An 18494-nucleotide genomic window follows, 5' to 3' on the forward strand; every position below is an offset into this window, starting at 1 on the left:
AAACTCTAATATTCAGGGTTGCGTCGTGAAATAGGGCGCCAGGTTCTTGCGGACGCGCTCGAGCACGGTGCTGCACGACAGGTTCGGAACGAATGTCCGGCCGGTGATCTTCTCATAGGCCTCGATATAGACGGCCGATGTCTGCTCCACGAGCTCCTGCGGGATTTCCGGAACCGGATCCTTGTACGGGTCGCAGCGTTCCGTGACCCAGGCGCGCACGAAATCCTTGTCGAAGCTTTTGGGCCGTTCGCCGCGCTCGAAGCTCTGCTGGTAGCTGTCGGCGATCCAGTAGCGGCTGCTGTCGGGCGTGTGGATCTCGTCGGCAAGAATGATCGTGCCGTCCTTGTCGGTGCCAAATTCGTACTTCGTGTCGACGAGGATCAGACCGCGCTCGGCTGCACGTGCCTGGCCGCGCGCAAACAGTGCCAGCGCATAGCTCCACACCTTGTCCAGCTGTTCTTTGGTCAAGAGGCCTCGCTCGAGAATCTCGGCCACCGACAGCGGCTCGTCATGGCCGCCATCGAAGGCCTTGCTGGTTGGCGTGATGATCGCCTGCGGAAGCTTCTGGTTATCGCGCATGCCGTCCGGAAGACGGATGCCGTACATCTCGCGTTCGCCATTGCGATACTTCGTCAGGATCGAGGTGCTGGTGGTGCCGGCGAGATAGCCGCGAACCACGATTTCGACCGGCAGGATGTCGAGCCGCTTGCCGATGACGACATTCGGGTCCGGGTAGCTGATCACGTGGTTCGGGCAGATATCAGCGGTTTCCTCGAACCAGTAGCGCGCCGTCTGCGTCAGCACATGACCCTTGTGCGGTATGGATGTGAGGATGATGTCAAAGGCGCTCAGGCGATCGGTCGCAATGATGATGCGTTCGCCGCCGGGCAGATCGTAGTTTTCGCGCACCTTGCCATTGTAGCGGTTTGGCAGTTCCGGAATGAAAGCATCTGAAAGAACGCGCAATTCGCTCATCACATAGGGCCTTGCAAAATGAGGGTCAGGTGGCGAAGGACTAACCAGTCGGCAAAGCTTCGGTCAAGCCAAGAGTGGATACAAGATGCAAGGAAACCGGCATTCTGCGCCATCCATTGGTTCCATAATCTATCTTATCTGATCTTCATGCGTAGCCGGGCGGCGTCCATGTCCGAGTGTGACAGAGACAGATTGGCCCCCGCTCCGTAACTGCCGCTTATACCGCATCGAGGTCGGCTCGCGCATTCATATAGGCTGCCGGGCTGGCTTCGCTCGTCATCATCGTTTTGCGCCAGGCCACTTGCTCGGCGTTTATCAGAGCCAGTTCCCAAACACAGGCTATGACAGGTCGTGTTGCGGTATCCATCGGCTCGGTGGCGGAATAGAGCTTGCGGTAGATATGCTGGCACAGCACCGAGCCTTGGATCCACCAATGCGCGGATATCGAGACGCCAAGCGTGCCGGGGTGAATGATGATGAAGCCCAGGCCATCCTCCTGCCCCTCGGCCGCAACGCGCTGCAGCACGTCGCTTCGCACGAAGGCTTGCGCCTGGGCCAGCAAAGCCGCGTCGACAGCTTTGGTGTCGGCAACGAGGCCGTAGACTTTCAGGGCAAGACCGCCGATGTCCCATTGGCCGAGATGTGACACGCGACGTGGCGTATAGATCTCGATTGTGCGTGATGTCATGGGGTTTCCGATCGGGTATGCAAGCCGTCTCCAATGCGCAGGGTAATCTTAGCGGATCAAGACGCGCACCATCTGGACATTGCGAGAACCCTGCCTGCGCGGGCGCGTCTCTGGCTCTTCCTTGGCTTGCATCAGTCCCACTTGAACAGCTTGTACCACATGTTCTGCCATTCCCTCATGACCAGGGACGACTGCTCATAGCGGCGCTGAGCTTGGAGAAATGCAAGTGATGCCGGGCCTTCGGCCTCGCCGGTCGCCTGGTCGCGCATGTTCCTGGCGTCGTCATAGGCAATCCGCGTCGCTTCATGGCTGTCGAACAGCATTTGCGCGCCGCTCTTCCCGTCGATGTCGGCGACGTAATGCAGCAACTTGCCATCGAGCCTGGTGTCGTATCCGACGACGATTTCACCTTCGCCGAATTGCTTGCGGTTGGCCCTGATGGTCGCCGTCAATGCGTTGGCGATCGCGGTCTCGATCGGCATCGACGGATCATGCTCGCGCTCCGATTCGATCCTTGCGGCGAGCGCCGCTCCGTTGCTTTCGATCAGCGCCTTGAGCTTATCCTTCACCCCAGGATCGCTCGACTTGAACTTGTCGGATTCCAGGAAGTCGATCGCGAGCGTGACCATGGCATCGGCCCTCGCCTGCTTGTCGAGAACGGCGTTGGCCGCAGCCGCGGTGGCTTGCGTCGTTGCCTTGCCGGGTTCTGCTGAAACATTGTTTGCCGTCATCAGCACGCTATCGGCGGCATTGGCAGCACCGTCCGCCGCATTGGCTTCTGGCCGCCGAAGGATCAGCAGCGCCGCGACGGGACCGGTCGAGGAAATAGTCGTCATTCGCTTGTCTCTCCACGCAGATGTGCCGCTTGATCCGGACAAATGCGCACAATGGCGAACAGCGTCATGCCTTCACGCGAATATGGAATAACTGCAACTATGGATTGCAAGCCTTAACAAACGGCAAACGGGCATGCGCTGGCGTGCAGCGACATACATTCGCTGCCATCGAGCTCGCATCGGCATGTTCGTGACAGGAGCGTCAGAATATCACGAAGTTATGATGCTTCAGGATGCTGTTTAAATATTCAATATAAGGAATTGAATATATTTAGAACTAACGCGTCGGAAACGCGTTCCATCTCTGCAGGGAACGGCCGTCGTCCATTTCCACAACGTTCAAACGGCCTATCATTTCAGGTGGCAGTTCAAAGGTGTATTTGCGGAGGACGGTGATGATCAGGACACATGCCATTGCTCTTGGTATCGCGGTGCAACTCGCGGCTGCCGCGCCGTCATGGGCGGAAGAGCCCGTTGATACCGCGCGTTCCATCATCCAGGACCAGATAGCGGCCTTCCTCAATGATGATGCGGATGCGGCCTACTCCTTCGCTTCGCCGGCCATTCGCGGCAAGTTTCCGGACAAGACCGCGTTTTTCGACATGGTCAGGCGCGGCTACCAGCCGGTCTATCGTCCGGGCAATTTTGCCTTCGGCCGATCCAAGGTGGCGGGCGATCAGATCATCCAGGAAGTGCTGATATCAGCCCCTGACGGCAAGGACTGGACGGCCGTCTACCAGCTCATGAAGCAGCCCGACGGCAGCTACAAGATCAATGGCGTGATGATGCTCCAGTCCGCGCCGGGGCCGGAAATCTGACCCGGACCCGCACTCAGAGGGGAGCCAGGTCCCCTCGCCGCCAGGTTTCCTGCGTCTCGGCCATGAAGTCGGCGAAGCGGCCTTCCTCGATTGCCAGGCGGATGCCAGCCATCAGCTCCTGATAATAGGCCAGGTTGTTCCAGCTGAGCAGCATGCCACCAAGCGATTCGTTGGAGCGGATCAGGTGATGCAGGTAGGCGCGCGAATAGTCCCGCGTCGCCGGGCACGAGGATTGCTCGTCGAGCGGCCGCATGTCTTCAGCATGTCGGGCGTTGCGCACGTTGATGCGGCCATAACGCGTGAAAGCGAGGCCATGGCGGCCGGAACGGGTCGGCATCACGCAGTCGAACATGTCGATGCCCTGGGCGACGGATCTGAGAATATCGTCCGGCGTGCCGACACCCATCAGGTAGCGTGGCTTTTCCACGGGCAGTACCGGGCAGGTGATGTCGAGCATGCGCAGCATCACCTCTTGTGGCTCGCCGACAGCAAGTCCGCCAATGGCATAGCCCTTCAGATCCAGGCCCTTCAGGGCTTCGGCCGAGCGAACCCGCAAGGCTGGAATGTCACCGCCCTGAACGATACCGAACATTGCCTTGCCGGGCTGGTCGCCGAAGGCGACCTTGCAGCGCTCCGCCCAGCGCAGCGACATTTCCATCGCGCGCTCAATTTCCTTGGGCTCGGCTGGCAGCGCCACGCATTCGTCGAGCTGCATCTGGATATCGCTGTCGAGCAAGCCCTGGATTTCGATCGAGCGTTCCGGCGACATATGGAAAAGCGCGCCGTCGACATGGCTCTTGAAGGTGACGCCCTGCTCGTCGAGCTTGCGCAGCCCGGCAAGCGACATCACCTGGAATCCACCGCTGTCGGTAAGGATCGGGCCCTGCCAGCGAATGAGATTGTGCAGACCACCGAGCCGCGCCACGCGTTCTGCGCCCGGGCGCAGCATCAGGTGGTAGGTGTTGCCGAGGATGATGTCGGCGCCCAGATCCTTGACCTGGTCGAGATACATCGCCTTAACCGTGCCCACCGTGCCGACCGGCATGAAGGCGGGCGTGCGGATCGTGCCGCGCGGCATTGAAACCTCGCCGCGACGTGCCTTGCCGTCGGTTGCGTGCAGCTTGAACTGGAAGGTTTCGGTCATCTAGTCTTTCCGGAAAAGCAGGCTGGAATCGCCATAGGAATAGAAACGGTAGCCGGTATCGATCGCATGGGCATAGGCCGCGCGCATGGTCTCCAGGCCGCAGAAGGCCGAGACCAGCATGAACAGTGTCGATTTCGGCAGGTGAAAATTGGTCATCAGCATGTCCACGGCGCGGAAGCGATAGCCGGGCGTAATGAAGATGCCCGTCGGCCCGGACCAGGCCTGGATCGTGCCGCTTTCGTCCGCGGCGCTTTCGATCAGCCGCAACGAGGTCGTGCCGACGCAGACGATGCGCCCACCCCTCGCCTTGACCGCATTGAGGCGCTCGGCGGTTGTCGCATCGACGTGGCCGATCTCCTGATGCATCACGTGATCGTCGGTATCGTCGGCCTTGACCGGCAGGAACGTCCCCGCCCCGACATGCAAGGTGACGAACTGGCGCTCGATGCCGAGTTCGTCGAGCTTTGCAAACAGCCGTTCGGTGAAGTGCAGGCCGGCCGTCGGTGCGGCGACGGCGCCCTCCTCGCGGGCATAGACCGTCTGGTAATCGGTGCGATCCTGCGCATCCTCCGCGCGTTTCGAGGCTATGTACGGCGGCAGCGGAATGTGGCCGGTGGCCATGATCGCTTCGTCGAGCAACGGCCCTGAAAGGTCGAAACGCAAAGTCACTTCGCCGGCGTCGCCCTTGTCCTCGACCGTCGCGTCGAGCATGCCGAGCAGGCAGCTGTTGCCGCCGTGGCCGAAGGCGATGCGGTCACCAACCTTCAGACGGCGCGCCGGCCGGGCAAAGGCCTTCCAGCGATCGGGAGCGATCCGCATGTGCAGGGTCAGGGAAACTGGCGTGGTGATCTCTTCCCCGCGACGACGAATGCCTTCGAGTTGTGCCGGGATGACCTTGGTGTCGTTGAACACCAGCGCGTCTCCGGGACGCAGGAAGGACGGCAGATCGAGAACGCCGTGATCGGTCAGCGGTTCTGGCGCGTCCGGATCGACCACAAGCAGGCGGGCGCTGTCGCGCGGGCTGACGGGCCTGAGCGCAATCGAGGTTTCCGGAAGGTCGAAGTCGAACAGGTCTACGCGCATGGATCGTTTCTGAAAAAAATGAAACCCGCCCCGGGGCCATCAGGCACGACCGGGACGGGTTTGTGCATTAGCGCAAATCAGGCGTCGGCGGCAACCCGCATGGACACGATGGTATCGGGATCACGCACCGGCTCGCCGCGCTTGATCTTGTCGATGTTGTCCATACCTTCGATAACCTGGCCCCAGACCGAGTACTGCTTGTTCAGCCAGGGCGCATCGGTGAAGCAGATGAAGAACTGCGAATTGGCCGAGTTCGGCATCTGGCTGCGAGCCATCGAGCAGGTGCCGCGAATGTGGCTGACGTTCGAGAACTCGGCGTTCAGGTCCGGCTTGGACGAGCCGCCCATGCCGGCGCGCGACGGGTTGAAGTGCTCGCCGCCGGTCTTGCCGTACTGGACGTCGCCGGTCTGTGCCATGAAGTCCTCGATGACGCGGTGAAACACCACGCCGTCATAGGCGCCTTCGCGGACCAGTTCCTTGATGCGGGCGACATGACCCGGAGCTACGTCAGGGCGAAGCTCGATAACGACCTGGCCCTTTGTGGTCTCCATGATGATCGTGTTTTCCGGATCTTTGATCTCGGCCATGGGTTTTCTCCTTCTGTTGACTTTTACTTGCCGACCTTGACGCTGATCATGCGGTCGGGATCGGTAACGGAGCCGTTGTTGGCGTCGTCACCCAATTTGATCTTGTCCACGTTCTCCATGCCGGAGACGACCTTGCCGACGACCGTGTACTGGCCGTTGAGGAAGTCGCCCGGGGCAAACATGATGAAGAACTGCGAGTTGGCGCTGTTGGGATCCTGCGAACGTGCCATGCCGACCGTGCCGCGCTCGAACGGAACGTCCGAGAATTCGGCCGGCAGATCCGGCTTGGAAGAACCGCCCGTGCCAGCTGCCTGGGGCTGGAAGCCGTCTTCCATGTCGCCGTATTGCACGTCGCCGGTCTGGGCCATGAAGCCCTTGATGACGCGGTGGAAGGCGACATTGTTGTATTCGCCGGCTGTTGCCAGCGCCTTGATCTGCTCGACGTGCTTGGGCGCAATGTCAGGGCGAAGCTCGACGACGACCGGTCCATCCTTCAGCGTGATGGTGAGGAAGTTGTCAGCCGTCTGCGCAAGCGCGGTTCCTGCAAAGGACGCGAGCGTGAGGGCACCGGCAAATGCGAGGTGGAGGATTTTCATGGTTTCTCCCTGAGTGGTGAATGGGTGTGGCGGCTTCAGGCTTTGCGCTTGGCCATGAGCGCAGCGTGAACCGCCTTGGGCACGAATGCGCTGACGTCGCCGCCCATGGCGGCGATCTGGCGGACCAATGTGGCCGTAATGGGCCGCGATGCCGTGCCCGCCGGCAGGAACAGGGTCTGGATATCGGGCGCCATCTGCCGGTTCATGCCTGCCATCTGCATTTCGTAGTCGAGATCGGTGCCATCGCGCAGGCCGCGCACAAGCAGCCGCGAACCGCTTTCACGTGCCGCATCGACCACGAGGTTGTCGAAGGAGACGACGTCGATGTCGGCAGCGCGCTCCGGCAAAAATTCCAGCAACGACTGGCGGATGAGGTCCGAGCGTTCGTCGAACGAAAACAGCGGCGCCTTGCCCGGATGGATACCGATCGCCACGATGACCTTTCGCGCAACGTTGAGCGCCTGGACAAGTACGTCGAGATGCCCGTTCGTCATCGGATCGAAGGAGCCGGGGTAGAATGCCGTCGTCATCGCACCTGTTTCCGTTTGGTGAAGCCTTTTGTCATGGACGGCGGCGGATCGCAAGAGTTGTACAGACGGGCTCGGCTTGTTCCCTGGGAAACAGCGGCTCTCAAGAAATGAATGCTAGATGAATGCCATGTTCAAGAGCGTTTCACGTCACCAACAGTAATGTGAAGCAAGAAAGAACGGAACCTTTTGGAAGATTGCGCCGTTTACGACCTGAAAGGATGACGGCTATGGGACTTGCTCTGTTTTCGATGACAATGTTTTTCGCAATGATTTTTGCGACGATACATGCGCTCCGGGACGAATCCCGTGAGCAACGCAACCGTTCAAGCAACCGTAAGATCTTCGGCTAAAGGTAAAATGTCATGGCGACTGTCTTCATGACCGCCGCGGCGGTAATCAGTCTTGTTTTTCTTGTGGATTTTGCCCGCACGATACGCGACCTCCAGCGCGATCGCATGGGTTCCAACGAAACCGGCGGATTCAACGTCTAACGGCGTCGGTAACCTCACAACGTTTCAAGAAGCTTCCTCCAGGAGTTTCGAAATAAGCGGCCATGTTCGTCCCCTGACGTGGTCGCCTTCGTAAGCCGGACGGCATCCCCTGCCCGTCCGGCTTTTTCTTTGCGTGGAGCCGTCTTGCTTCAGGCTGCCGTCACCTTGTGGGCGCGCAGCATCCGGAAGAACCGCCAGTTCAGGAACAGCGCGGCTGCGGCAAGACCGAGAACGAAACCGAACCAGACGCCGACGCCGCCGAAGTTGAGCGGGAACGCAAAGACCCAGGCGCAGACGAAGCCGATCGGCCAATAGGAAATCATTGCCAGGATCATCGGCACCTTCGTGTCCTTGAGCCCGCGAAGCATGCCGGCGGCAATCGCCTGCAGGCCGTCGACCAGCTGGAACGCGCCGGCGATCACGATCAGCGGAGCGGCAAAGGCCAGCACCTGCGCGGCATCTGGCCGGTTGGTGTCGAGGTAAAGCGCTGCGAGCTGGCTCGGAAAGATCGCAAAGATCGCGCTGCCGACCATGGCGAACACGGAGCCGAGCACCAGTGCCGAGATCGCCGCGCGCCGCACGCCGAGCATGTCGCCACGGCCGTAGGAAAGCCCGACGCGCACCGTCGCAGCCTGCGCTATGCCAAGCGGGATCATGAAGGCCATGGAGGCGAATTGCAGCGCGATGCCATGGGCCGCAAGCTCGATCGTGCCGATCGTTCCCATCAGCAGAGAGGCGACTGTGAACAGGCTGACTTCCGCCAGAATGGTCAGCGAGATCGGGATGCCGAGATAGACCACTTCCCTGAAGGCAGGCCAATCCGGACGCCAGAAGCGCACGAACAGCTCGTACTGGTTCAGTTCCGGCTTGCTCTTGATATAGGCGATGGTCAGCCCCGTACCGAGGACCGCGACGCCGAGGGCGGCGACAGCGGCGCCGAAAATGCCGAGTTGCGGGAAGCCGAAGTGGCCGTAGATCAGCACGTAGCAAAGCGCTGCATTGAGGACGAGCGTCGCCAGGGTGACGTAGAGAATGATCCCTGCCCGCTCCAGGCCGCTCAGGAAGGCGCGCAGCACCATGAAGATAAGGCCGGGGAAGATCGCCCATTGCGCGATGTGGAGATATTCAGCCGCAAGAGCCGCGACTTCCTTCTGTTGGCCTGCCATGAGAAGAATCGGCTCAGCCATCCAGAGCACCGGGGCCGTCAGCACGCCGTAGAAGAGAACCACCCAAAGCCCCATGCGCACGGAGCGGCGCACCGAGACCTTGTCGCCCCTGCCCTGCGCCTGTGCGGCCATCGGCACCACGGCGTTGGCGAAGCCGCTGCCGAAAATGTAGATGGTGAAGTACATCTGCGTTGCCAGGATGATCGCCGCCAGTTGGGTGGCGCCAAGCTTGCCAACCATCAGGACGTCGGTCGTGTTGATTGCAAGTTGAGCCAGCTGTGCGCCGATGAAGGGCACGCCGAGATAGAGGCTTGCACGATAATGGGTGCGCCATGAGTTGTCGTATTGCACCGGGATCGGGCTCGCATTCGCGGTCAGCATGACGGATTCCTGGATGTCGACGCGGCAGGTAATGCCGCAGGTCAGAACGAAGGGAAATATGAGCGAAATAGAACAGGGCTGGCGAAAGAGCCAGCGACAAAGCCCTGTCTGCTCAATTTTTCATCGAAGGATCAATTATATTGATCAATTTCAGGGCGCAGAACCGCTTTGGGTCGGGCGCAGCGTGACAGAGGGATCGGCAGGTTCGACATCTTCGGCCCGAACCGCCAGCCGTTTCGGAACCTTCAGCCAGAATACGATGATGGCGCCGACGACAAAGCAACTTGCAAGTGCGTAAGGTGCGCCGGAAAAGGAAACTGTTGCGGTCGAGGCGGTGAAGTAACCGAAGATCTGGGTAAAGATCAAAGGTCCGATGATCGTGGTGATGCTGCCGATACTGGTGAGCGCGCCCTGCAGTTCTCCCTGGGCCGAGGGTGGCACATGGCCGGCAGCAATGCTGCGCAGCGGCGGATCGGCGAGGCTTTCGAGCGCCGTGGCGATAATGACGGCATAGATCATCCAGCCCTGCCAGGCGGCCGCATAGCCAGCGGCACCGAGTGCCGTGAAAATCAAGCCAAGGATGGCTGTGCGCCACTCGCCAAGCCGCGGCACGACGCGCGGCAGGACGAACGCCATCACCAGAGCGCCGCCGATGCCGAAAATACCGAGCGACAGGCCGATCTGCCCTTCGCTCCAGCCGTAACGATAGGACGACACGAAGGACCAGACGGCCGGATAGACCGAATGTGCCATCCAGAACAGGAAGAACACCAGCCCGACCCAGCCGATTCCAGGATACTTGCGCATCTGCCTGAGTGCGCCGAGCGGATTGGCGCGCTTCCACTCGAAACGGCGGCGATGGGCCTTGTCGAGCGTTTCCGGCAACAGGAAAACCCCGAGCAGGAAGTTGACGAAGGAAAGTGCCGCCGCACCATAGAACGGCACGCGCGGTCCTAACTCGCCCAGCAGGCCGCCGATCACGGGCCCCAAGGCAAAGCCCGATCCGAACGCGATGCCGATCAGGCCAAAGTTCTTGGCGCGGTTTCCATCATGGCTGATGTCGGCGATGTAGGCGGCGGCCGTGCCGAAGCTCGCGCCGCTGATGCCAGCGAGCACGCGGCCGATAAAGAGCATCCAGTAGCTCGTCGCAAGCGCGCAGATCAGGTTGTCGATGGCAAAGGTCAACACCGAGGCGAGCAGGATCGGCCTGCGTCCGAAGCGGTCGCTGAGGTTGCCGATCAGCGGCGCGAACAGGAACTGCATCGCAGCATAGACCAGAAGCAGCCAGCCGCCGTCGATCGCTGCGTCGCTGACGCTGGCGCCGGTCAATTCCTCGAGATAGCTCGGCAGCACCGGCACGATGATCGCGATGCCGATGATGTCGAGAAGCAGGGTGAGAAAGACGAGGAACAGGCCGCGCCGCACCGATTTTTCGTCGAGCATAAACTCTCCCTGCGCTGTCCGTCGCCAGCGCGGAGACAGAACGTGAACGACGTTGCCAATTTCGGTGTAACGGATGATTTCGCCCGAAACAATACGTGAACGTCTCAAAGTTTCTTATGAGAACAATCACGTTTCTTTATCGATGCTCCCGACACCTCCCCGGCGCGCCGGCGTCCGATGGGACGGACTAAGTCGTGAACGTCAGTTGCCTCAAGGGATGTTCCTTTGTGAGGATTCGCTTGCGCGGTAAGCGCCTGTTCTTGCGAAGGTCGGGTGTTAATCGAAAAGGCCGGCATCGCTGCCGGCCTTCGCGTTCTTTAGCTGATCTTCAGGACGTCAGACCTGGCCTGAAAATGTATCGCAGGCTGCCATCTTGCCGCTGTCGAAGCCGCGCTTGAACCAGCGCATGCGCTGCTCCGATGTGCCGTGGTTGAAGCTTTCGGGAACGACATAGCCCTGCATGCGCTTCTGCAGCGTGTCGTCGCCGATCTGGGTGGCGGCGTTCAACGCCTCTTCCAGGTCGCCCTGCTCCAGCAGGCCCTTCTGCTGGGTATATTTGCCCCAGACGCCGGCGAAGCAATCGGCCTGCAGCTCGACGCGAACCGACATCTGGTTGGCTTCGGTCTCGCTCATCGACTGGCGCATCTGGTTGAACTTCGGCAGGACGCCGATCAGGTTCTGTACGTGGTGGCCGACTTCGTGCGCAACCACATAGGCCTGCGCGAAGTCGCCGGACGCGCCGAACTTCTGTTCAAGCTCATCGAAGAAGCTCATATCGAGATAGACCTTGCGGTCACCCGGGCAATAGAACGGGCCGGACGCGGCCGAAGCAAAGCCGCAGGCGGAGCGCACGGAGCCGCTGAACAGCACCATCTTCGGCTCCTGATACTGCTCGCCGCTCGCCTGGAAGATACCGTTCCAGGTGTCTTCGGTTTCGGCCAGTACCGTCGACATGAAGGCTTTCATTTCCTCCTCCTGCGCTGATCCGCGCGGTGCAGGCGAGCCGTCGCTCTGTTCGAAGCCCGGTTGCGAGACCGGACCACCGCCGCCGCCGAGCACCTGCAGCATGTCGATGCCCATGGCCTTCAGGATGAAGTAGAGCGCGATGAGAAAGATGATGGTGCCGAAGCTCATGCCGCCGCCGGCGCCGCGCATGCCACCGCCACCGCCGGGCATGCGGAAGCCACCGCCCCGGCCGAATGGATTGCCGCCCAGGCCGCCTCCGGGGCTCGCTCCACGCTGGTCCTCGACGTTTCCGGATTGGCGGCGGCCTTTCCATTCCATGATCTGTCCTCCCAGCGTGGTCGATACGCAATATCGGTCAGATCTTTTATAAGCCGGGCCGAATGCAGTTGTAAAACGCAATCAGGCCCGCAAGGTTGCGATCATGCCAATCTTTTCGCGGACTTGCCGCGCTTGAAGAGACGACCCTGACGGATGGCGAGGATGGCTGCTCCTATCAGCAGTGCAGCCAGCAAAACCGTCGTCGCAACAGCCTGCAAGCGCGATAGACCTGCAAAAAGGCTTGCATGCATCAATCGCCCCGGCAGCAATGTGAAGAAGCCGGCAACGACGATGCCGCCGAGATACATGCCGGCGACGTGGCCGCGATGGGCGGCGATGGCGTGGCGTCGGGCGGCGGCGATCGCCTGCCAGCTGGCGAAGAGCACATAGATCGACAGAAGGTGGATGGGGCTGAAGCCGCCGACCAGCCTGACTTCATGGATGAAGAATGTGGAGGACGCCGTCACCACCATGAGCGCGAGCCAGATCTTGCCCAGCGTCCGATGCATGCGTGTTCCCTTCGGACGTGCGAGCAAGACGGCGCCAAGAATGGCGGCGGGAATGACGGTTGCCACATGGAGCTGAATTGCAAAGGATGCATGGAGCAATGGCGCAAGTGTCATGGGCGGCTTCCAGATTGTTGACTTTCCCGACCTTGCGGCGGCCCCGGCGCTGCGCTCAAATGCTTTGACTGGAACGGACGGAAAACTTCGTGAAACGCGCACTTCTGCAAACCACGCTTCGTGAACTGCATCTTGTCGCAAAGGCGCCGCGCTTCTGGGCGACCTTTGCGTCGGTCGTGCTGATCTTCTGGATCACCGGTCCCTATGGAACCGCCGATCGGCTGGCGGCGGCGCCGAGGCTGGGGTTCTGGCTCGTTCTGCATGCCGCCACCTGGGCGATTGCGATCGTTTCGGCCGTGCTTGCCAATGGCCTGCTGCGCGAAAGGGTCGCCTCCGGTTTCGCGCGCATGATGATCGGGGCGGCGGTTGCGGGTGTCCCGATCGGTCTCGTCACCAGTGCGCTCGCGGCGGCGACATTTGCGGTGGCGCCGACACCAGGAGGCATGCTGTCGGACATTGCCACCGGCCTGTTGCTGTCACTGCTGTTTTGCGCCCTGACCTGGATGACGCTGAACACCGATAACCTGCTGGAAGCGAGCGACACCGGGGCTGCCACAATGGGACCCCGGATGGACGCGAATTGGGAGCCCTCCGACCCCGGCCGCTCGAGCGAGGCTGGCGGGATACCGCTGCTTCTGCGGCTGAAACCGGTCAATCGCGGCTGGCCGCTGCACCTGACTGTCAGCGATCATTACACGGAAGTCACCACCACGGCAGGTCGCGAACTTATCCTCTTGCGTTTCGCCGACGCGCTCGGCGAACTCGGCGCGGTGCCGGGGCTGCAGGTGCACCGTTCCCATTGGGTCGCCGACGCGCATGTCGCGCGGGTTGTGCGCGACAACGGCCGCATGACAATTCTGCTTGGGGATGGAACTGAGGTGCCGGTCAGTCGCACCTATGCCGCGGCCGTGCGGCAACGCTGGGGTTGAGCGCCAATCTTCATCGGATCCTTGACCGTGCCCCGCTTTGACGATCCTATTCGCCTCAAGGGAAACCGGTGAGTGAGGCATGGTCATGAAGGCGTTGCGGCTCGAGGCGATCGGCGATCTTTTCGTGCGCGAGGTGGACATTCCCTCGCCGGGCCCCGGCGATCTTCTGGTTCGCGTCGAGGCTTGCGGCATCTGCGGCACCGACCGGCATCTTCTGCATGGCGAGTTTCCATCTATGCCACCGGTCACGCTCGGCCACGAGTTCTGCGGCATCGTCGAAGCGCTCGGAAAGGACGTAAGCGATATCGCCATCGGCGTCCGCATCACTGGCGACCCGAACATTTCCTGTGGCTGCTGCCCGCAATGTCGCGTCGGCAGGGTCAACCTTTGTCACGCTCTGCGCGCGATCGGCATCCACCGCGATGGCGGCTTTGCTGACTATGTCATCGTTCCACGCAATCAGGCGCATGAAATCCCGCTGAGCCTCGATCCGGTTCACGGCGCGTTCTGCGAGCCCCTCGCCTGCTGCCTGCATGGCATCGATCTTTCCGGCATTCGTGCCGGATCGTCCGTCGTGGTTCTCGGCGGTGGGGTGATCGGCCTGCTGACAGTGCAACTGGCACGCCTCGCGGGTGCGACGACCGTCATTCTTTCGACGCGGCAGGCTTCAAAGCGCAGGCTCGCGGAAGAGGTTGGGGCAACGGCGACAGTCGATCCATCCGCAGGCGATATCATAGAGGCCATTACCGGTGAGGCCGGGCTTGTTCCCGGCGGCGTCGATGTCGTGATCGAATGTGCGGGCGTCGCCGAGACCGTCAGGCAATCGACTCGGCTTGCGAAATCGGGCGGTACGGTCGTCATTGTCGGGGTGATGCCGCAGGGCGAAAAGGTCGAGATCGAACCCTTCGACATTCTCTTTCGCGAGCTGCGCGTCCTCGGTTCCTTCGTCAATCCCTTCACGCATCGCCGCGCGGCAGACCTTGTGGCATCCGGCACGATCGAGATCGACAAGCTGATCTCTCGGCGCGTCTCGCTTGATGAAGCGGTCAGCGTTATCGCGCATCCGCCTGCTGCCGGCGAGGTCAAGGTCTTGGTGGTGCCACGCCCCGCTTGACGCCGTTCGAGTGCCCTTGAGACCGCTGCGCAACACCATGCAAAGGCGCATGGCGAAATATGTCGGCTTTCCTGTCGATTCCGGAATTTTCGGGGTTTCGCTTGCAGATACATTTGCCTATAAGCCGCTTCTAGCCTGAAAAGACCATCATTGCGTGCCCGGCCGGTGACCTCCCACCTTGGCCGGTTTTTCGCGCAGCTAGAAACGGATGACCGACCATGCCGAAGCGCCAAGATATCAAATCGATCCTCATCATCGGCGCGGGGCCGATCGTTATCGGGCAGGCATGCGAATTCGATTATTCCGGGACACAGGCCTGCAAGGCGCTGAAGGAGGAAGGCTACCGGGTCATCCTCGTCAACTCCAACCCGGCGACGATCATGACCGACCCGGGCCTGGCGGACGCGACCTATGTCGAGCCGATCACGCCGGAAGTTGTCGCCAAGATCATCGCCAAGGAGCGGCCGGACGCGCTGCTTCCGACGATGGGCGGCCAGACCGCGCTCAACACCGCGCTGTCGCTGCGCCGCATGGGCGTTCTCGACCGCTACAATGTCGAGATGATCGGCGCCAAGCCGGACGCGATCGACAAGGCCGAAGACCGCGCGCTTTTCCGCGAGGCGATGGCCAAGATCGGTCTGGAGACGCCGAAGTCGCGCCTCGCCAACGCCACCGACATCAAGGATCACGATCGCAAGGTGCATGAGGCCGAACGCGCCGAGCTGAAGAGCCGCCTGTCCGGTCCGGAACTCGACACGTCGCTCGACGAATTGGAAAACCAGTGGAACCTTGGCGAAGGCGATCGCAAGCAGCGCTACATGAACCATGCGATGGCGATTGCCGCGCAGGCGCTCGATGACGTCGGCCTGCCGGCGATCATCCGCCCGTCGTTCACGCTGGGCGGCACCGGCGGCGGTATCGCCTACAACCGCACCGAATTCTTCGACATCGTCGGCAGCGGCCTCGACGCCTCGCCGACCACCGAAGTGCTGATCGAAGAATCGGTTCTCGGCTGGAAGGAATACGAGATGGAAGTCGTCCGCGACACGGCGGACAACTGCATCATCATCTGCTCGATCGAAAACATCGACCCGATGGGCGTCCACACGGGCGATTCGATCACCGTCGCTCCGGCGCTGACGCTGACGGACAAGGAATACCAGATCATGCGCAACGCCTCGATCGCGGTCCTGCGCGAGATCGGCGTTGAGACCGGCGGCTCGAACGTGCAGTTCGCCGTCAATCCGAAGGACGGCCGTCTCGTCGTCATCGAGATGAACCCGCGCGTCTCGCGCTCCTCGGCGCTCGCCTCCAAGGCGACCGGCTTCCCGATTGCCAAGATCGCCGCCAAGCTTGCGATCGGCTACACGCTCGACGAACTCGAAAACGACATCACCGGCGGCGCGACACCGGCATCCTTCGAACCGTCGATCGACTACGTCGTCACCAAGATCCCGCGCTTTGCCTTCGAGAAATTCCCGGGCGCCTCGCCGGTCCTGACCACCGCGATGAAGTCGGTCGGCGAAGTCATGGCGATCGGCCGCACCTTTGCCGAATCGCTGCAGAAGGCGCTGCGCGGCATGGAGACCGGCCTCACCGGTCTCGACGAAATCGAAATTCCCGACATGGACGAGAACGGTGACGGCCGCAACGCCATCCGCGCCGCGATCGGCACGCCGACGCCGGATCGGCTGCGCATGGTCGCCCAGGCGCTGCGTCTCGGCATGAGCGAGGCCGAAGTCCACGAGGCGAGCAAGATCGACCCGTGGTTCATCGCCCAGTTCAAGGCGATCGTCGACATGGAGGCGCGGGTGCGCGAGCACGGCCTGCCCCAGGACGCCGAGAACCTGCGCATGCTGAAGGCCATGGGCTTCTCCGACGCCCGGCTCGCGACGCTCGGCGGCAAGCGCCCGAAGGAAGTGGCCGAACTGCGCAACGCGCTCAACGTCCGCCCGGTCTACAAGCGCATCGATACCTGTGCGGCCGAGTTCGCCTCGCCCACCGCCTACATGTACTCGACCTACGAGACACCCTTCGTGGGCGCAGCCCGTTCCGAAGCCGATGTCTCCGACCGCAAGAAGGTCGTCATTCTCGGCGGCGGCCCGAACCGCATCGGTCAGGGCATCGAGTTCGACTATTGCTGCTGCCATGCCGCCTTCGCCCTGAAGGACGCCGGCTATGAAGCGATCATGATCAACTGCAACCCCGAGACTGTTTCGACCGACTACGACACCTCGGATCGTCTCTACTTCGAATCGCTGACGGCCGAAGACGTGATCGAGATCATGCGCGCCGAGCAGGAAAAGGGCGAACTGGTCGGCGTCATCGTCCAGTTCGGTGGCCAGACGCCGCTGAAGCTGGCCGAAGCGCTGGAAAAGAACGGCATCCCGATCCTCGGCACCGCACCGGACATGATCGACCTCGCCGAAGACCGCGACCGCTTCCAGAAGCTTCTGATGAAGCTCGACCTCAACCAGCCGAACAACGGCATCGCCTACTCGGTCGAGCAGGCGCGCCTCGTTGCAGCCGAAATCGGCTTCCCGCTGGTCGTGCGCCCGTCCTACGTCCTTGGCGGCCGTGCCATGCAGATCATCCATTCGGAAAGCATGCTGCAGACCTACCTGCTCGATACGGTTCCGGGTCTCGTGCCCGAAGACATCAAGCAGCGTTACCCGAACGACAAGACCGGCCAGATCAACACGCTTCTGGGCAAGAACCCGCTGCTGTTCGACAGCTACCTGACCAACGCCACGGAAGTCGATGTCGATTGCCTCTGCGACGGCAAGGACGTGTTCGTGTCGGGTATCATGGAGCACATCGAGGAAGCCGGCATTCACTCCGGCGACAGCGCCTGCTCGCTGCCGGTCCACACGCTCGACACCGCCATGGTCGATGAGCTGGAGCGCCAGACGACTGCGCTTGCCAAGGCGCTCAATGTCGGCGGCCTGATGAACGTGCAGTTCGCGATCAAGGACGGCACGATCTACGTGCTCGAAGTCAACCCGCGCGCCTCGCGTACGGTTCCCTTCGTCGCCAAGACCATCGGCGCGCCGATCGCCAAGATCGCTGCCCGTGTCATGGCCGGTGAAGCGCTCGACGTGGCAATCGCCGCCTATGGCGAAAAGCCCGACCCGCGCAACCTGAAGCACATCGCCGTCAAGGAAGCCGTGTTCCCGTTCGCCCGCTTCCCCGGCGTCGATACGCTGCTCGGCCCGGAAATGCGCTCGACCGGTGAAGTCATCGGTCTTGATACCGACTACGCGCTCGCCTTCGCCAAGTCCCAGCTCGGCGCCGGTGTCGACTTGCCGCGCGACGGAACGGTGTTCGTATCGGTTCGCGACGAGGACAAGTCCCGCGTTCTGCCGGCGATCCGCATTCTCGTCGACATCGGTTTCAAGGTGATGGCAACGGGCGGTACCGCGCGGTTCCTCGGCGAAAACGGCATTGCCGCGACCAAGGTCAACAAGGTCCAGGAAGGCCGGCCGCATGTAGAGGACGCGATCCGCAATCGCCAGGTCCATCTCGTGATCAACACGACCGATGGCAACAAGGCGATCTCCGACTCCAAGTCGCTGCGCCGCGCAACGCTGATGCAGAAGGTGCCCTACTACACCACGATGTCCGGCGCGGAAGCCGCTGCGCGCGCCATCAAGGCGCTGAAGGCCGGCAACCTCGAGGTTCGCCCGCTGCAGAGCTACTTCAAGGCCTGATTGAACGATTGACTGCGCGCGTCGTGCGATGCGCGCAGTCAGGCTCAGCCGGGGGTCGCAGTCGCGTGGCGCTCCACGCCATCCCTTCATGGTTGT

Annotated in this window: 17 protein-coding genes; 5 read left to right on the forward strand and 12 right to left on the reverse strand. The window is 61.7% G+C overall.

The window, feature by feature from the left end; translation table 11 throughout:
• Positions 1-12: 12 nt before the first annotated feature.
• The 3 genes from RTP54_RS08645 to RTP54_RS08655 form a co-directional block, all read right to left on the reverse strand.
• Positions 13-966 (reverse strand): phosphoribosylaminoimidazolesuccinocarboxamide synthase, encoded by a 954-nt coding sequence (locus tag RTP54_RS08645; protein ID WP_312363207.1) that lies wholly within the window; start codon positions 964-966, stop codon positions 13-15.
• A gap of 226 nt (positions 967-1192) precedes the next feature.
• On the reverse strand, positions 1193-1663 hold the full coding sequence (locus RTP54_RS08650) for a hypothetical protein (protein WP_312361989.1): 471 nt from the start codon (positions 1661-1663) through the stop codon (positions 1193-1195).
• Between the two features lie 131 nt (positions 1664-1794).
• Positions 1795-2499, reverse strand: coding sequence for a hypothetical protein (locus tag RTP54_RS08655; protein ID WP_312361990.1), 705 nt, complete (start codon positions 2497-2499; stop codon positions 1795-1797).
• Positions 2500-2894: 395 nt separating this feature from the next.
• Between RTP54_RS08655 and RTP54_RS08660 the strand changes: the two genes are divergently transcribed.
• The gene (locus tag RTP54_RS08660) at positions 2895-3317 is read left to right on the forward strand and encodes a DUF4864 domain-containing protein (protein WP_312361991.1); all 423 of its coding nucleotides are present in this window, start codon (positions 2895-2897) and stop codon (positions 3315-3317) included.
• Positions 3318-3330: 13 nt separating this feature from the next.
• Here RTP54_RS08660 and tgt read toward each other — a convergent pair whose 3' ends face one another.
• From tgt to coaD, 5 genes are all read right to left on the reverse strand, one after another.
• On the reverse strand, positions 3331-4461 hold the full coding sequence (gene tgt / locus RTP54_RS08665) for a tRNA guanosine(34) transglycosylase Tgt (RefSeq protein WP_312361992.1): 1131 nt from the start codon (positions 4459-4461) through the stop codon (positions 3331-3333).
• Positions 4462-5544, reverse strand: a complete 1083-nt coding sequence (gene queA, locus RTP54_RS08670; RefSeq protein WP_312361993.1) for a tRNA preQ1(34) S-adenosylmethionine ribosyltransferase-isomerase QueA — start codon at positions 5542-5544, stop codon at positions 4462-4464.
• 77 nt (positions 5545-5621) lie between these two features.
• Positions 5622-6131, reverse strand: a complete 510-nt coding sequence (locus tag RTP54_RS08675; protein ID WP_112805085.1) for a peptidylprolyl isomerase — start codon at positions 6129-6131, stop codon at positions 5622-5624.
• Between the two features lie 23 nt (positions 6132-6154).
• Positions 6155-6727, reverse strand: a complete 573-nt coding sequence (locus RTP54_RS08680) for a peptidylprolyl isomerase (protein WP_112805084.1) — start codon at positions 6725-6727, stop codon at positions 6155-6157.
• Positions 6728-6762: 35 nt separating this feature from the next.
• Positions 6763-7257, reverse strand: a complete 495-nt coding sequence (coaD, locus tag RTP54_RS08685) for a pantetheine-phosphate adenylyltransferase (protein WP_312361994.1) — start codon at positions 7255-7257, stop codon at positions 6763-6765.
• Positions 7258-7619: 362 nt separating this feature from the next.
• On the opposite strand from coaD, the gene RTP54_RS08690 reads away from it, so the two are divergent.
• Positions 7620-7748, forward strand: coding sequence for a hypothetical protein (locus RTP54_RS08690; RefSeq protein ID WP_312361995.1), 129 nt, complete (start codon positions 7620-7622; stop codon positions 7746-7748).
• A gap of 149 nt (positions 7749-7897) precedes the next feature.
• Here RTP54_RS08690 and RTP54_RS08695 read toward each other — a convergent pair whose 3' ends face one another.
• The 4 genes from RTP54_RS08695 to RTP54_RS08710 form a co-directional block, all read right to left on the reverse strand.
• Positions 7898-9295, reverse strand: coding sequence for an MATE family efflux transporter (locus RTP54_RS08695; protein WP_112833415.1), 1398 nt, complete (start codon positions 9293-9295; stop codon positions 7898-7900).
• 150 nt (positions 9296-9445) lie between these two features.
• Entirely contained in the window at positions 9446-10738 is a 1293-nt protein-coding gene (locus RTP54_RS08700) for a TCR/Tet family MFS transporter (RefSeq protein ID WP_312361996.1), read from the reverse strand.
• Between the two features lie 336 nt (positions 10739-11074).
• Positions 11075-12022 carry a neutral zinc metallopeptidase gene (locus RTP54_RS08705; protein ID WP_112805079.1) on the reverse strand — a complete coding sequence of 316 codons (948 nt, stop codon included), beginning with the start codon at positions 12020-12022 and terminating at the stop codon, positions 11075-11077.
• 101 nt (positions 12023-12123) lie between these two features.
• On the reverse strand, positions 12124-12645 hold the full coding sequence (locus tag RTP54_RS08710; protein ID WP_312361997.1) for a DUF2306 domain-containing protein: 522 nt from the start codon (positions 12643-12645) through the stop codon (positions 12124-12126).
• 89 nt (positions 12646-12734) lie between these two features.
• Between RTP54_RS08710 and RTP54_RS08715 the strand changes: the two genes are divergently transcribed.
• From RTP54_RS08715 to carB, 3 genes are all read left to right on the forward strand, one after another.
• Entirely contained in the window at positions 12735-13574 is an 840-nt protein-coding gene (locus RTP54_RS08715) for a LytTR family DNA-binding domain-containing protein (RefSeq protein WP_312361998.1), read from the forward strand.
• 85 nt (positions 13575-13659) lie between these two features.
• The gene (locus tag RTP54_RS08720; protein WP_312363208.1) at positions 13660-14688 is read left to right on the forward strand and encodes a zinc-dependent alcohol dehydrogenase family protein; all 1029 of its coding nucleotides are present in this window, start codon (positions 13660-13662) and stop codon (positions 14686-14688) included.
• A gap of 218 nt (positions 14689-14906) precedes the next feature.
• Entirely contained in the window at positions 14907-18398 is a 3492-nt protein-coding gene (gene carB / locus RTP54_RS08725; protein ID WP_312361999.1) for a carbamoyl-phosphate synthase large subunit, read from the forward strand.
• Positions 18399-18494: the final 96 nt, after the last annotated feature.

This window comes from Ensifer sp. (genome assembly GCF_031989085.1).
Classification (GTDB): Bacteria; Pseudomonadota; Alphaproteobacteria; order Rhizobiales; family Rhizobiaceae; genus Ensifer.

Excerpts from the sequence above, each read along its gene's own strand:
- coaD (WP_312361994.1), bottom strand. The coding sequence starts at position 7,257 with ATGACGACGGCATTCTACCCCGGCTCCTTCGATCCGATGACGAACGGG.
- queA (WP_312361993.1), bottom strand. The coding sequence starts at position 5,544 with ATGCGCGTAGACCTGTTCGACTTCGACCTTCCGGAAACCTCGATTGCG.
- RTP54_RS08675 (WP_112805085.1), bottom strand. The coding sequence starts at position 6,131 with ATGGCCGAGATCAAAGATCCGGAAAACACGATCATCATGGAGACCACA.
- RTP54_RS08690 (WP_312361995.1), top strand. The coding sequence starts at position 7,620 with ATGGCGACTGTCTTCATGACCGCCGCGGCGGTAATCAGTCTTGTTTTT.
- RTP54_RS08655 (WP_312361990.1), bottom strand. The coding sequence starts at position 2,499 with ATGACGACTATTTCCTCGACCGGTCCCGTCGCGGCGCTGCTGATCCTT.
- RTP54_RS08680 (WP_112805084.1), bottom strand. The coding sequence starts at position 6,727 with ATGAAAATCCTCCACCTCGCATTTGCCGGTGCCCTCACGCTCGCGTCC.
- RTP54_RS08660 (WP_312361991.1), top strand. The coding sequence starts at position 2,895 with ATGATCAGGACACATGCCATTGCTCTTGGTATCGCGGTGCAACTCGCG.
- RTP54_RS08650 (WP_312361989.1), bottom strand. The coding sequence starts at position 1,663 with ATGACATCACGCACAATCGAGATCTATACGCCACGTCGCGTGTCACAT.
- RTP54_RS08705 (WP_112805079.1), bottom strand. The coding sequence starts at position 12,022 with ATGGAATGGAAAGGCCGCCGCCAATCCGGAAACGTCGAGGACCAGCGT.
- RTP54_RS08695 (WP_112833415.1), bottom strand. The coding sequence starts at position 9,295 with ATGCTGACCGCGAATGCGAGCCCGATCCCGGTGCAATACGACAACTCA.
- RTP54_RS08720 (WP_312363208.1), top strand. The coding sequence starts at position 13,660 with ATGAAGGCGTTGCGGCTCGAGGCGATCGGCGATCTTTTCGTGCGCGAG.
- RTP54_RS08700 (WP_312361996.1), bottom strand. The coding sequence starts at position 10,738 with ATGCTCGACGAAAAATCGGTGCGGCGCGGCCTGTTCCTCGTCTTTCTC.
- RTP54_RS08710 (WP_312361997.1), bottom strand. The coding sequence starts at position 12,645 with ATGACACTTGCGCCATTGCTCCATGCATCCTTTGCAATTCAGCTCCAT.
- tgt (WP_312361992.1), bottom strand. The coding sequence starts at position 4,461 with ATGACCGAAACCTTCCAGTTCAAGCTGCACGCAACCGACGGCAAGGCA.
- carB (WP_312361999.1), top strand. The coding sequence starts at position 14,907 with ATGCCGAAGCGCCAAGATATCAAATCGATCCTCATCATCGGCGCGGGG.